We start from the raw sequence: 13260 nt of genomic DNA, 5'->3' as shown, positions 1-13260 counted from the left end.
GAACCACCCGGCGCCGTGTCCTCCTTCGGGAGGGCGCGGCGCCGAGTGTTTTGTCGCAGGGCAGACGCGTGCAGGCGACGAGCGCGGCTCACACCAGCCGCAGGCCGTTCGCGAATACGGTCGTAGAGCGCCACTGCTCGTCGAGCAGCACGGCGTCCGCAGCGTATCCGGGGCGCAGATAGCCGAACCGCGTATCGAGCCCGAGGGCTCGGGCCGGGCTCGCCGTGACCGCCCGGACGGCGAGCACGGGATCGATCTGCGCGAGTTCGATCGCGTTGGCCAGCGAGGCGTCCTGGGTCAGGGTCGATCCCGCCAGGGTCTCGGTACCGCTCAGCATCGCCTCGCCGTGTGCCACGGTCACGTCGAGGGATCCGAGCCGATATGGACCGTCGGGCGCCCCCGCCGCCGCCATGGCATCGGTGACGAGGACGATGCGCTGAGGCGCAGCCAGAAAGGCGAGTCGCACGACCTCGGGGTGGACATGCACACCGTCGAGGATGAGCTCTAGGGCGACCCGGGAGTCTTCGAACGCGGCGATGACCGGTCCGGGAGCACGGTGGTGGATTGCTCGCATGGCGTTGAACGCGTGGGTCAATACCGAGGCGCCTCGATCGAAGGCCTCTGCGGTGACCTCGAGCCCGGCATCGGTGTGGCCCACCGCCACCACGACTCCCGCGTTCACGAAACGGTCGATGGCGTCGAGGGCTCCCGGCAGCTCGGGCGCGATCGTGACCTGTCGCAGGGTGCCAGCGGATGCCTGCAGCAGCTCCTCGACGTTCGCCGGGTCGGGCTCGATCAGATACTGCGGCTCGTGGGCGCCGCGGTGCAGCGGAGAGAGAAAGGGCCCCTCGAGATGCGAGCCGAGGATGAGCGGATCGCGCGAGGCCAGATCGGCGATGCCCCGCAGGTTCTCGGCGAGACGATCCAGGGGGTTCGTGACGAGGCTCAAGACAGACCGCGTCGTGCCGTGCGCGCGGTGCACCGCGAGGGCCGTGCCGATGGCGTCGATGCCGTCGTCGAACGAGGCGCCTCCTCCTCCGTGCGCGTGGAGATCGATGAAGCCGGGGGTGAGCCAGCGGCCGCGCGCATCGAACCGAGCACTGTCGGCGACCGACGGAGCCAGGGCCTGCCAGCTGTCTCCGGTGCCCGTCGTGGAGATCGTGTCGCCGACGAGCAGCATCCAGAAGTCGTCGACGATCCCGTCGGCGTCGAGCTTTCGAGCGCCGTGCAGCAGCATCAGCTGAGTTCTCTACGGCCTGAGATCACGCCGCTGATGGTCGCTGCGACGCCGAAGACCACCGCGACGATCGGCTGCCCCAGGTTCAGCCAGGCGAGCGCCGCCGACCCCATGATGAGGATCTCGATGAGCGCCTTGCCGAACGCGTCGAGCTTCACGACGGCCCGGGGAGAGCGGAACAGCGCCCACAACAGGATGGCGAACAGGGGTGTGGCGATGCAGAGGACGATGTTCAGCCACGGGCCCGGCCACGCGAGGAATCCCCAGATTCCGAGGCTGACGAACGCGAACAGTTCGAGCACGAACCGGATCACGTCGGCGATGCCGATTCTGCCGGCGGCGGTCTCTGTCTCTCGATTCACGGTTCAAGCGTACCGACCGCGTCAGCGGAAGATGATCGTGCGGGCGCCGTCCTGCAGCACCCGATGCTCCGAGAACCACTTCACGGCTTGTGTCAGCGTGCGGCTCTCCTCGTCTTGGCCGATCGAGACGAGCTCAGACGCGGTACGCGAGTGGTCGACCCTCACGACGTTCTGCTCGATGATCGGACCCTCATCGAGGTCGCTCGTCACGAAGTGCGCCGTCGCGCCGATGAGCTTCACGCCCCGGGCATGGGCCTGCTTGTAGGGATTCGCGCCCTTGAACCCGGGGAGGAAAGAGTGGTGGATGTTGATGGCGCGGCCGGCGAGCGCGGCGCACAGCTCGGGCGAAAGGATCTGCATGTAGCGGGCGAGCACGACGAGTTCGATGTCGTGCTGCTCCACCACGTCGAGAACCCGACGTTCGAAGGCGGCCTTGCTCTCGGCATCCGTCACCGGCATCGATTCGAAGGCGACACCGTAGAACCCGGCGAGCTCCGCCAGAACCGAGTGATTGCTCAGGACGAGCGGAATGTCGACGGCGAGCTGGCCCGCGCGCTGACGGAAGAGCAGATCGTTGAGGCAGTGCGCCGCCGTCGAGCCGAGAACAAGAGTACGCAAGGGGCGGCCGACCACGTCGAGCTGCCAGTCCATGTCGTAGCGTTCGATCACCGGTGCGAGCGCCGATTCGAAGACGGCCCGATCGGATTCGGACTCGACCTGCAGCCGCATGAAGAATCGGCCCGTATCGGCGCTGGAGAACTGCTGACTCTCGGTGATGTTGCCACCCGATTGCACGACCGCGCCGCTCACCGCGTGCACGATACCCGGGAGGTCGGCACAGACGAAGGTCAACACCCAATGGGAACTCGTCAACGCTCTCGCCTCTTCCATCCGATTCTGCCTCCCGATACACTAGCGGGTGGCCGACGGATCTCGTTCGGCCCCGGGCATGCACGACGTCGTCATCGGTTCCTGAGGTCGAGTGCCCGTCGTGCGGTGTCGTCCGATCCTTCCGATGCCGCCCTCGTCAGGCTGGCGTGACGCCGCCTCTGTTCGCCTTCTTTCGTTAGTTTGGTTCGTTCTACCGCAGTGACTCAGCCGTTCACCTCTCCCATCGCCGTCGTCCCGACCGGGGCTCCCGGTCGACCGTTTCCCTGGGGCGGGCTCCTCGTGCTCGCCTCCGCCGTCTTCCTCTCGGTGACCGCCGAGATGCTGCCCACCGGTCTTCTGCCCGAGATGAGCACAGAGCTCCGGGTGGGCGAATCGCAGATCGGCCTGCTCGTCTCCGTCTTCGCGTTCGCGGTGGTGCTCACGAGCATCCCGCTGTCGCGCCTGACCCGCAGCGTGTCGCGTCACCGCCTCATCGTTCTCGTCCTGATCGTGGTCTCGCTCTCGAGTGCTGTCACCGCCATCGCGCCCACCTTCGAGATCCTCGTGGGGGCCCGGATCGTCGGAGGCATGGCGCACGGCTTGTTCTGGGCTGTCATGGGCGCCTACTCGGGGTACCTGGTTCCCAAGGAGCAGCTCGGTCGCGCTGTGGCCATCACCACGGGCGGCGGCACTCTCGCGTTCGTGCTCGGCGTGCCACTCGGCACCGTGCTGGGCCAGGCGATCGGCTGGCGCAGCGCCTTCGGAGCGATCGCCGTTCTCTGCATCATCGGCGCCGCGCTCATGCTGTGGCTGCTGCCCCGGGTGGAGCGTCCCGCCAAGTCCGACGCGCTGCCCGAGCGGCATCCGTCTGGCCGGCGAAAGCTGGATTCGACGGTTCCCGCCGTCGCCCTCCTGTGCCTGCTGGCCGCGGTCATCATGATCGGCCACTACTCGTTCTACACCTTCATCGCTCCTTATCTCACGGGTGAACTCGGCGTCGATTCGAGTCACGTCGGCCTCCTGCTCGCGATCTTCGGTCTGGCGGGTGCGGGCGGGCTTCTGCTCGCCGGCACGGTGTTCGGTCGCCGCCCCACGCTCGGCGTCGTGATCGGGGTCGCCGTCACCGCCGTGTCCGTGACCGTCATGGCGGTGTTCGCGGTCAACCCCTTCATCGCGATTCCCGCCTTCGTGCTGTGGGGTCTCGTCTTCGGAACGCTGCCTCCGCTGCTCGCCGCTCGACTGCTGCACGTCGCCTCGGTCGATATCCGCGACACCGCCAGCGCGTTCTATTCGACGTCGTTCAACATCGGCATCGGCGGGGGAGCGCTCGTCGGCGCGGCCCTGCTCGACGGGTTCGGCTTGACGTCATTGCCTGTCGCGTACCTCATCACCCTCGTCGTGGCCGGCGCGCTCTTGGTCGCTGCGGAACTCACCTCCCGCCGGAAGGCCACGCCTCAGCTGATCGGGCCGGGGCCGGCCGAGCCGTAGGTCTGCGACCATCGGCCCCCCGTATGGTTCACCAGAGATTGTGCGGGATGCCTGTTGTAGGCTTCTTGCTGTCGCAACTGGCGTTCAGATGGTCACCATCGGGAAGCGACTGACACGAATTCGGCCGCGCGCCTGGGTCGATCCGGATACTGCTTCACCCCGTCGTTCGCGCGGCGGCAACTTTTCCGTTTCTGTCACTTTAGGAGCCAGCCTTGTCTGATCACACGTCTTCCTCGTTCAACGAGCCCCTCGAATCGGTCGATCCCGAGATCTACGCCGTTCTCGAGAAGGAACTCGGTCGCCAGCGCGACACGCTCGAGATGATCGCCAGCGAGAACTTCGTTCCGCGTGCCGTGCTGCAGTCGCAGGGATCGGTTCTCACGAACAAGTACGCCGAGGGCTATCCCGGCCGCCGCTACTACGGCGGCTGCGAGTTCGTCGACATCGCGGAAGAGCTGGCCATCGCTCGGGCCAAGAGCCTTTTCGGTGCGGAGTACGCCAACGTGCAGCCGCACTCCGGCGCCACGGCGAACGCGGCCGTTCTCTCGGCGATCGCCACCCCCGGAGACACCATCCTCGGACTCGAGCTGAGCCACGGCGGCCACCTCACCCACGGAATGAAGCTGAACTTCTCGGGCAAGCTCTACAACGCCGTCTCATACGGGGTCGACCCCGAGACATTCCTCGTCGACATGAACGTGGTGCGCGACAAGGCGCTCGAGCACCGCCCGCAGGTCATCATCGCCGGATGGTCGGCGTACCCGCGCCACCTCGACTTCGCTGCCTTCCGCGCCATCGCCGACGAGGTCGGCGCCAAGCTGTGGGTCGACATGGCCCACTTCGCCGGGCTCGTCGCCGCAGGCCTCCACCCGTCGCCGGTTCCCTTCGCCGACGTCGTCTCGTCGACCGTGCACAAGACCATTGGCGGTCCGCGCTCCGGCTTCATCATCAGCCGCGACACCGAACTCGCCAAGAAGCTCAATTCGAACGTCTTCCCCGGCCAGCAGGGCGGTCCGCTCATGCACGTCATCGCCGCGAAGGCGACGGCGTTCAAGCTCGCCGCCGAGCCGGAGTTCCGCGATCGCCAGCAGCGCACCATCGATGGTGCCCGCATCGTCGCCGAGCGCCTGACCGCGGAAGACTCACGCGCCGGTGGCGTCGACGTGCTCACGGGCGGAACCGAGGTGCACCTCGTGCTCGCGGATCTGCGCAATTCGCCACTCGACGGACAGCAGGCCGAAGACGTCCTTCACGAGGTGGGCATCACGGTCAACCGCAACTCCGTGCCCTTCGATCCCCGCCCCCCGATGGTCACCTCCGGGCTGCGCATCGGAACGCCCGCGCTCGCAACCCGCGGTTTCGGAGACGTCGAGTTCACCGAGGTCGCCGACATCATCGCAGAGGCGCTCAAGCCGGGTGCCGACACGGCTGCCCTGCGCACTCGCGTCTCGGCCCTGACCGGCGCGTTCCCCCTCTACCCGGGCCTCGTCCAGTGACGGCCGTCGTCCTCGACGGTGTCGCCACAGCCTCGGCCATCAAGTCCGAGCTCGCGCAGCGCGTCCTCGAGCTGAAGAAGCAGGGCATCCACCCCGGCCTCGGCACGCTCCTGGTCGGCGACGACCCGGCATCCCGTTCGTACGTGGCGGGCAAGCACCGAGACTGTGCCGAGGTCGGCATCGAGTCGATCAGGGTCGACCTGCCGGCCACGGCGAGCGAGCAAGACGTGCGCGACGCCATCGCTGCGCTGAATGCCGATCCGCTCGTGACGGGCTATATCGTGCAGCTTCCGTTGCCGAACGGCATCGACGAGAACGCCATGCTCGAGCTCATCGATCCGGCCAAGGACGCCGACGGGCTGCACCCGACCAATCTGGGGCGTCTCGTGCTCACGGTCGACCCCGCGTCGAGCGCCGGTCGGCGCGCTCCGCTTCCGTGCACCCCCGCCGGAATCGTGGAGATCCTGCGTCGATACGACATTCCGCTGAGCGGTCACCACGTGGTGATCGTGGGTCGCGGGCTCACGGTCGGTCGCCCATTGGGTCTTCTGCTCACGCGCAAGGGCATCGACGCAACCGTCACGCTCACCCACTCCCGCACGCGTGACCTCGAGGCCGAGGTGCGTCGTGCCGACATCGTCATCGCGGCCGTCGGCGTGCCCGGGCTCATCAAGGCCGAATGGATCAAGCCCGGCGCGGCGGTACTCGATGTGGGCATCAGCCGGGTCGTCGATGCCGAGACCGGCAAGGCGAAGCTGCGAGGCGACGTCGATCCTGGCGTCGCAGACGTGGCCGGGTTCCTGTCACCGGTTCCCGGCGGAGTGGGTCCGATGACTCGGGCTCTGCTCGTACAGAACGTGGTCGATGCCGCGACGCCGTAGTCGCGGTACGAGAGCACGATCCCACCACAGAAGGAGGAACGTATGACGAACGAACATCCCATCCCTCGCGATCCGGGCAAGAAGACGGCCGGCGAGAAAGAGGACACTGTCCTCGAGGAGATCGAGGAGTCTCTGCCGACAGACGCCGAGCCGACCGACGGGCCGGCGCCCGCCGCCTGACCCGCGAGTCGCCCGGCTCCGGCATCCGGATGCCCGGGGCCGGGCGACACCGTAGGCTTGTCTCGTGAGAGCAGCGACAGGCACCCAGTATTCCGTCGAATTCGGCGATTCCCGAGCAACGATCACCGAGCTGGCGGCGGGTCTTCGTGGCCTCGTGCTGAACGGCGTCGAGGTGGTTCGTGAGTACCCCGAGCAGTCGCTGCCGCCCATGGGCCAGGGCATCGTGCTCGTTCCCTGGCCGAATCGCATCGCACACGGAGCCTGGGTGCTCGACGGGGTCAAGCAGCAACTCGACATCACCGAGCCCTCCACCGGCAATGCCACGCACGGCCTCCTGCGCAATACGGCGTACACGGTTGCCGAGCAGGGGGAGGGCTTTCTGACATTGAACGCCCGCGTGTTCCCGCAGCACGGCTACCCGTTCCTGCTCGACACCTCGGTGAGCTACGAGCTCAGCGAAGCCGGTCTCACCGTCACTCACGCAATCACGAACGAGTCGGATGCTCCAGCGCCGGTGGCCGTCGGGGCACACCCGTACTTCGTCATCGGCTCCGTCCCGACCGAGGATCTGACCCTCACCCTCGCGGCCGACACGGTCTTCGAGTACGACGACGCGTTCATACCGACCGCCGAGGTCTCGGTCGAGGATGCCGGACTCGATCTGCGGGCCGGTCGCCATCTGTCTGACCTCGACCTCAACCACGCGTTCGGTTCGTTGACCGGAACGGGGGGACAGAACATCCATTCGCTCGTCTCGCCCGACGGGCAGCGGGTCGAATTGTGGACCGACCTCAACTTCGCGTACGTACAGGCGTACAACCCCCGGGAGTTCCCCTTCGAGACCGGAACAGGGATGGCTGTCGCTCTCGAACCCATGACAGCCCCGGCCAACGCCTTCAACACGGGGGAGGGCCTTCGCTGGATCGAACCGGGAGCATCATGGATGCTCAGCTGGGGTGTCCGCTATCGTGCCGCGTCCTGACGGGCGCCCGTAGCGGGTGACGGGGGTGCCGTAAACCCCTTGTTGGGGGGTGGTGTCCACACCTAGCCTGAAGGCATCAAGCAACTCTGAAAGGAGTGGATTAATGTCTCTCGTTATCGACAGCATGCCGTCGGCGCCGACGGCACCCGGCTCCGTCACAGATAGTGCCACGACCCACCTCCGCTGGCAGCTCGTCTTCGACGGGGTATGGCTCGCCCGCCGCGACGGACGATTCGCCGGAATGGTGCAGGGTCTGCCCGGACATCCGGCGAAGTTGACGGATGCCTATGGCAACGTGTGTGGTTTGTACAAGACCGCAGACGACGCGAAGAGCGCGCTCTACGCACTCTCGCGCTAGTCGCACATCTGGATCGCTTCGCACAAGTGGTTCCCTATTGGCAACCCTGAAAACGGAGCATTTTGAGCGACTACCTTGGTGAGGGAGCTCACGTGGAATTGGATCTGCGTGGGCCCTTTGTCAGGAACGGACGTTTTTTCATATGGGCAGACTGATCTACGGCACCGGAGATACAGACGTCGAGTTCGAGGATCGGCTGCTTGCTCACCTCAAAGTCGTGATCTCGACGAAGCTGCGTCGCAACGAGGCCTTTATGCTCTCGTGGGAGCACGGAACAGAAGAAGGCAGCGGCCGCAGCACCATCTGGGTGCACCCGTCGATTCCGCTTCACTTCCGTTTCTACGGAAACAAGTCTCCGGCGCTCAACCGGGTATGGATCGAAGACCTCATGCTCGCTGCGAACAGCACGGGCGGGCTCAGACCGGTGCCGGAGCCCGACGAGCACGGCGAATCCAGCGGCTCATAGCGCGCCCGCGCTGCCAGCGTCGTCGGCGAGGGCCTGCCGAGAGAGCAGCGCACCACCGGCCACCGCGGCGGGCATAACGAACACTGCCCCGAACGGAATGAGGAACACGAGGTAACTCGCGATTCCGAAGCCGAGCGCGGTGGGCCTCATGGCCGCAAGCGCCCGTCTCCTCTGCCGCAGCGTTCGACCCCGGGCTTCGAACGCCTTGCCCGTGAGCTCGAGGGCGAGGAACCAGCCGGCCACCGCTGCGCCGAGCACTGGAACGACCGTCTGGCCGAGCACGGGGATGAATCCCAGCGCGAACAGACAGATGCCGATGAGCAAGGTCGCCAACAGGATGCGCAGTGCATCGAGGATTCCGCGCAGAACAGATGGCCAGAATGCCGTCTCTACCTCGTCGGGGATCCCGCCAAGACGGTTCTCCACGCTTCGCCAGATCTTCTCGTAGAACGGATCGCCGACCACGAGTGTGATCGCGGTGTACGTGTACACCACGAGGAGGGCGCCGAGGGCGAGGAATGCGATCACGGCGGTCACGCGCAGGGTGGTTCGCCAGCCCTCGTCCCATTCGTCGGCGAAGGGTGTGGCCCACTCGGCCAGCGTCGCGGCGTTGACGAAGAGCACGACGAGCACGGCGAGATAGACCGCGGCGACGATGAGCGCCGGCAGAGCGCCGAAGAGCATCAGGCGAGGGTCGCTACCCCACATCTTCAGCCCGCGCCCGAGATAGGCGACCCCGTCGAAGAATTGGCGGACGGCGCTTCGAGCGGGAGCGGGCGACATGGGACTTCATCGTACGGGGCACGCGCCGCCGAAGGGTAGTCCTGCACTCTGTTACCTCAGTAAGGCGTCGATCACAATGCCCGGGTCCGAGCGGCCGGAATGCGCGACCCTCAAGAGATGAAGAAGATGAGTTACGCCGGTGGGACGTTCGTCACGAGTGACGAGGTGGCCGATGCGCTCGTGCACTTCGCGGCTACCGTTCCGCGCAACCGGCGCAATCAGGTTCTGGTGGTTCCCGGCTTCGACGCCGACGGCGCGCCGACCCCGGTGTCGCTCGTACTGGGCCCGACCAGCCAGATCATGAGCCAGCACGAAACCGTGTCGTACGCCGAGCCCGAGACCCAGGGTGTCGCGGAGCGCGTGCGTGAGCAGGCGCAGTCGCACGAGAACACGGCGCGTATCGACAGCGGCAACGGCAAGGCGAGCCTCGACTACGACGTCTTCTGACGACGGAGGCCACCAGGGTCAGGCGGAGCACGCCCCGGTGCTGACAGGCGCTGTGAGACCCGGCGCCTGCGCTGCCACGGGAGAGAGCTCCTGCATCGTGAGGGCGTAACCGACATTGCTCACCGTGCTGGCCCGAGCGAAGACCACGCCGGCAACGCGACCATCGACCGTGAGAAGCGGGCCCCCCGAGTTGCCTGGCTCGATATCGGCCGCCAGCGTGTAGGCATCCCGCGTGGCCCCGGCCGTGCCGTCTGCGATCAGCTGCAGGGGACCGGCCGCCAAGACCTCGGCCCCGGCGATGGAGAAGGGGCCGCCGAAGGGGTAGCCGGCGACGACCGCGGGGCTCGTGGGCGGAAGCGTCTCGGCCAACTCAAGCGCGTCCGCCGGCAGGCCGTCGACCGCGATCACCGCCAGATCCGCAGCCGGGTCGAAGTAGACGATGCGCCCCGATCGCGGAGATTGTCCCGGGACCTCGACCACGGGCTCGGAGATCCCCGCAACCACGTGGGCGTTCGTGACGACCCGATCGGGCGCGATCGCGAAACCGCTTCCCGACATCGTGACGCCGCACTCGTATGCAGTGCCCGTGATGCGAACGATCGATCGGGCCGCAGCAGTGAGCGCAGGGCTGTCGGTGCTGATCGTCGGAATGGACGGAGCCGTGGTCGGCGCACCCAGAGCGTCGATGACCCACGGGGCTCCGTCTGTGACCGCGGCCGTGCGCAACTGGGCCAGGAAAGTCGTCACCTGGGGCGGAACGAGGCCGTCGATGGTTCGCAGAATCGACGATGATGCCACGGCCTGAGTGAGCGGGACGACGCCGAGAGTCGAGACCCCTGACGCGACGGTCACCACGACGAGGGCTGCAGCGATGCCGCTGCCGATGAACCCCAGACCGCGGTCGACGAAGCGGAGTTTCGCCTTCGCCACGCCCCGCCCGATCAGTCGTCCGATCGTGGCGCCGAGCAGGTACCCCACGGTGACCAGGACAAAAGCCGTTCCGATGACGCCGGCGATCCGCCATTCCGGCTCGGAGATCCAGGCGACCACGGGCGGGATCGCGAAGTACGCACCCACTCCTCCCGCGATCACACCGGCGAGTCCGAGCAGCGATCTCACGAGGCCCAGACGGTAGCCCGTCACGGCGCCGGCGATGAGCACGATGACGACGATGACGTCGATCACCTGAGGAAGCCTTTCACGCGGGAGACCCAGCTCGTTTGTGGCGACGAAGGCTCCGGATCGGGTGCCGAGCCGACCACCTGCAGATCGATATGCACGCCTGTGAGGCGGCCGTCGGCATCCCAGGTCTGAACGACGGGATAGAACCCGTCGCCCCAGCCCGAGTGCGCGAGGATGACGTTCTCACCGGCGCGAGCGAGCGGCATCTCGATGTTCGCGGTGCCCGCCCTGAGCGGCGTCTCAGAGTCCATGGTGTCGAACCACGACCCTGGCTCGCCCGTATCGAACACCTCGTCGTACCAGTCGTCGGCTTCGCCCGGCATCGACGACTCGACGGCGGCGGCGTCGAAGAACGCGACCGTGCCGGCATCGACGGCGACTCCGAAGAACGAGCCGTGTTCGGGGGGACCGTCGGGGCCGGGCACGGGTTCGACGGAGGCTGTTACTGCGTCGGAGACGATCAACGACAGATATGCCTCACGCAGGTGCGAGCCGTCTTGTTCGGTCGACACATCCGCGATCGTGGTCGAGACGCGGTAGTCGCCTGGCGGAATCGGCACCGTGATGGGCATGTCGAGGGCGACGAAGGGGTCAGCCGCCCCGAGAGAGCCCGAGGGAACACGCAGGGTGCCGAGATCGTGCACCGACAGTTCACCCCGAGAGCCCGTCACGAGCGGGGCCGGACCGGAGGTGAGGGCGAAGAAGTCGGAGAGCTGCACCCGACAATGATGCCAGCACGGGGTGTGGATCTACCTGGCGATGAGGAGATCGCTGAACCCGAAACCTCCGCGCGGAGGCAGTGCTCTGCGGATCTGTTCCGCCGAGAAATCGAGCCGCGGTTGCAGCTCGACTGGCAGCTCCGGCGTCGGGGGAGCCGCGATCGACACACCCTCGGCCAGCATCGTCGCCTGGGCTTTCGCGATCAGGGGCACTTTCATCGTCCACTCCGTGAGTTGCGCGATCGCGCGAATCGCCCACACCGGTGACGGAACGACCGCCACGCGACGGCCGACAATGCGCGATACGCGTCGCACGGCCTCGCTCAGCAACAGTTCTTCGTGCCCTGTCACCGCGAAGGTCGCGTTAGGCAGGCGCCCCTCGACGGACGCCACGAGCACGTCGACCATCTCGCTCACCGGAATCGGCCGGATGCTCTTCTCGCGCAGTCCGACTGTCGCGAAGAGGGGCAGAGTCTGAACGGAGTGGCTGAGGTGATCGACGAGGTGATCGCCGTGACCGTAGATCATTCCCGCCTTCAGCACGGTGAACTCGAGGCCGCTCGAACGGACCAGCTCTTCGGCGGCCCATTTCGACTCGTGATACGCCGACCCGCACTCCGGCCTGGCTCGCAGGAAGCTGAGCATCACGATGCGGGAGACACCGGCACGCTTGGCTGCCTCGATCACCGAGCGGGTGCCTTCGATGTGCACCTTCTCATAGCTCTGGTCGCCGATCTCTCGGTTGATACCCGCGCAGTGCGCCACAGCGCCGCAGCCGGCGAATGAGGCGGCCAGAGCATCGACATCGGTGATGTCGGTGCCGGTTCGGCGAGAGACGAGCACGACGTCGTCTGGCGCGAATCTCTCGGCGAGGTGGCGGCCCACGAAACCGGCGCCGCCGGTGATGGTGATCTTCATAGGGCTCCTCGTCGCGCAATCGATGCGGAAAAGCCGTGAATACGGTGGGCCCCGCCGGGCTCGAACCGGCGACCCGCGGATTAAAAGTCCGATGCTCTACCAACTGAGCTAGAGGCCCGCAGCGACTAATCTAGCGTGTCTTTGCGCTCTCATCTAACCGAGGCAGGATGGATGCATGACAAGCGAGTATCGCAAACCCGCACTCTTCGGCGGATCGGAGTTCGAGGCGTTCAAGGGAGGCGAGGATCCCGCCCAGATCTCGCGTCTCGCGCATGACACCGCCAGCGCGCTGCTGGGCCGGGTCCGCGCAGATCCAGACCCCGGCGTCATCGACAGACTCATCGAGTACACCGACCTGCACGGCATCGATGCGATAGCCGAACTCTGGTCTCGGGCGTCGTCTCACAGCCTTCCCGGTGCGCTCTGGCGCATCTACCTGCTTCGCGCCCTGATCCGACAAGATCCCGAGCAGTCGAGCTTTCTGTTCCAGAAGGGCAGCGAACTGAGCATCACCATCGACCCGGTGGTCGCCGGTGCGACCTCTCCGACGGGGCCGAAGGAGATCACCGACCTCGCCGACCAGATTCTGCGTGGCATCTTCGACGGCGACTTCGCCGTGGCTCTCGAAAGGGCTGCCGCCTTCTGCCGGATCATGTCTCTCGGCGCAGCCGCCGAGGCCGACGACACAGAATCGGATTCGGCCGAGCGGGCGTCGGAGTTCACGGTACGCGCCAATCGCTTCGCGGAGACAGCGTCGGAGTTCGCTATCTGCGCAAAATTGTGGAGAACGGACAGTCTCGACTGAAGTCGGGTAAAGTCGTATCTCGCCGGGCCGTGGTAACCCCGGGCTCCAATTTCCGCCGTTACGAACGGCCTTCCGCCGAGAGGCGT

General features: G+C 66.5%; 16 protein-coding genes, 1 tRNA gene and 1 riboswitch. Of the genes, 9 read left to right on the top strand and 8 right to left on the bottom strand.

Annotated elements, in window-relative coordinates; genetic code table 11:
• Positions 1-88 precede the first annotated feature (88 nt).
• Genes nagA through purU form a run of 3 tightly spaced genes read right to left on the bottom strand, consistent with a single transcriptional unit; the run spans position 89 to position 2490 of the window.
• Positions 89-1237 carry an N-acetylglucosamine-6-phosphate deacetylase gene (gene nagA / locus ASE64_RS06600; RefSeq protein ID WP_055777891.1) on the bottom strand — a complete coding sequence of 383 codons (1149 nt, stop codon included), beginning with the start codon at positions 1235-1237 and terminating at the stop codon, positions 89-91.
• A complete protein-coding gene (locus tag ASE64_RS06595) occupies positions 1237-1599 on the bottom strand; it encodes a YrdB family protein (protein WP_055777888.1) in 363 nt (120 codons plus the stop codon). Before ASE64_RS06595 ends, nagA begins: the two co-directional genes overlap by 1 nt.
• Positions 1600-1620: 21 nt before the next feature.
• The gene (purU, locus tag ASE64_RS06590; protein WP_055777886.1) at positions 1621-2490 is read right to left on the bottom strand and encodes a formyltetrahydrofolate deformylase; all 870 of its coding nucleotides are present in this window, start codon (positions 2488-2490) and stop codon (positions 1621-1623) included.
• Between the two features lie 198 nt (positions 2491-2688).
• On the opposite strand from purU, the gene ASE64_RS06585 reads away from it, so the two are divergent.
• The 7 genes from ASE64_RS06585 to ASE64_RS06560 all read left to right on the top strand — a co-directional run bounded on the left by ASE64_RS06585 (position 2689) and on the right by ASE64_RS06560 (position 8320).
• Positions 2689-3957, top strand: a complete 1269-nt coding sequence (locus ASE64_RS06585; protein ID WP_235480527.1) for an MFS transporter — start codon at positions 2689-2691, stop codon at positions 3955-3957.
• A 63-nt stretch (positions 3958-4020) separates the two neighbouring features.
• Positions 4021-4102: riboswitch (ZMP/ZTP riboswitch) on the top strand.
• A gap of 67 nt (positions 4103-4169) precedes the next feature.
• Positions 4170-5453: a serine hydroxymethyltransferase gene (glyA, locus tag ASE64_RS06580; RefSeq protein ID WP_055777883.1), complete on the top strand. Its 1284-nt coding sequence runs from the start codon at positions 4170-4172 to the stop codon at positions 5451-5453.
• Positions 5450-6334 (top strand): bifunctional methylenetetrahydrofolate dehydrogenase/methenyltetrahydrofolate cyclohydrolase, encoded by an 885-nt coding sequence (locus tag ASE64_RS06575; RefSeq protein WP_055777880.1) that lies wholly within the window; start codon positions 5450-5452, stop codon positions 6332-6334. The genes glyA and ASE64_RS06575 overlap by 4 nt, the downstream gene beginning before the upstream one ends.
• A gap of 42 nt (positions 6335-6376) precedes the next feature.
• Entirely contained in the window at positions 6377-6514 is a 138-nt protein-coding gene (locus ASE64_RS17360) for a hypothetical protein (protein ID WP_156351685.1), read from the top strand.
• Between the two features lie 64 nt (positions 6515-6578).
• Positions 6579-7496 carry an aldose 1-epimerase family protein gene (locus ASE64_RS06570; RefSeq protein ID WP_055777878.1) on the top strand — a complete coding sequence of 306 codons (918 nt, stop codon included), beginning with the start codon at positions 6579-6581 and terminating at the stop codon, positions 7494-7496.
• A 103-nt stretch (positions 7497-7599) separates the two neighbouring features.
• A complete protein-coding gene (locus ASE64_RS06565) occupies positions 7600-7854 on the top strand; it encodes a hypothetical protein (RefSeq protein ID WP_055777875.1) in 255 nt (84 codons plus the stop codon).
• A gap of 142 nt (positions 7855-7996) precedes the next feature.
• Positions 7997-8320, top strand: coding sequence for a DUF7882 family protein (locus ASE64_RS06560; protein WP_055777872.1), 324 nt, complete (start codon positions 7997-7999; stop codon positions 8318-8320).
• Here ASE64_RS06560 and ASE64_RS06555 read toward each other — a convergent pair.
• A complete protein-coding gene (locus ASE64_RS06555; RefSeq protein WP_055777869.1) occupies positions 8315-9103 on the bottom strand; it encodes an EI24 domain-containing protein in 789 nt (262 codons plus the stop codon). The genes ASE64_RS06560 and ASE64_RS06555 overlap by 6 nt on opposite strands.
• Before the next feature lie 117 nt (positions 9104-9220).
• On the opposite strand from ASE64_RS06555, the gene ASE64_RS06550 reads away from it, so the two are divergent.
• Positions 9221-9550: a hypothetical protein gene (locus tag ASE64_RS06550; RefSeq protein ID WP_156351684.1), complete on the top strand. Its 330-nt coding sequence runs from the start codon at positions 9221-9223 to the stop codon at positions 9548-9550.
• Between the two features lie 18 nt (positions 9551-9568).
• Here ASE64_RS06550 and ASE64_RS06545 read toward each other — a convergent pair whose 3' ends face one another.
• The 4 genes from ASE64_RS06545 to ASE64_RS06530 all read right to left on the bottom strand — a co-directional run bounded on the left by ASE64_RS06545 (position 9569) and on the right by ASE64_RS06530 (position 12487).
• The gene (locus tag ASE64_RS06545; RefSeq protein WP_055777863.1) at positions 9569-10735 is read right to left on the bottom strand and encodes a MarP family serine protease; all 1167 of its coding nucleotides are present in this window, start codon (positions 10733-10735) and stop codon (positions 9569-9571) included.
• Complete coding sequence (locus tag ASE64_RS06540) at positions 10732-11451, bottom strand: DUF4241 domain-containing protein (protein ID WP_055777861.1); 720 nt, start codon at positions 11449-11451, stop codon at positions 10732-10734. Before ASE64_RS06540 ends, ASE64_RS06545 begins: the two co-directional genes overlap by 4 nt.
• Before the next feature lie 30 nt (positions 11452-11481).
• A complete protein-coding gene (locus ASE64_RS06535) occupies positions 11482-12369 on the bottom strand; it encodes an NAD-dependent epimerase/dehydratase family protein (protein WP_055777858.1) in 888 nt (295 codons plus the stop codon).
• 45 nt (positions 12370-12414) lie between these two features.
• Positions 12415-12487, bottom strand: a tRNA-Lys gene (locus ASE64_RS06530).
• Positions 12488-12544: 57 nt separating this feature from the next.
• Here ASE64_RS06530 and ASE64_RS06525 point away from each other — a divergent pair.
• On the top strand, positions 12545-13174 hold the full coding sequence (locus ASE64_RS06525) for a hypothetical protein (protein WP_055777855.1): 630 nt from the start codon (positions 12545-12547) through the stop codon (positions 13172-13174).
• The last annotated feature ends 86 nt before the right edge of the window (positions 13175-13260 follow it).

It is taken from the genome of Agreia sp. Leaf210 (genome assembly GCF_001421485.1).
Classification (GTDB): Bacteria; Actinomycetota; Actinomycetes; order Actinomycetales; family Microbacteriaceae; genus Agreia.
The sequence above is the reverse complement of the archived record's forward strand: the minus strand, read 5'-3'. Positions and strand labels throughout refer to the sequence as shown.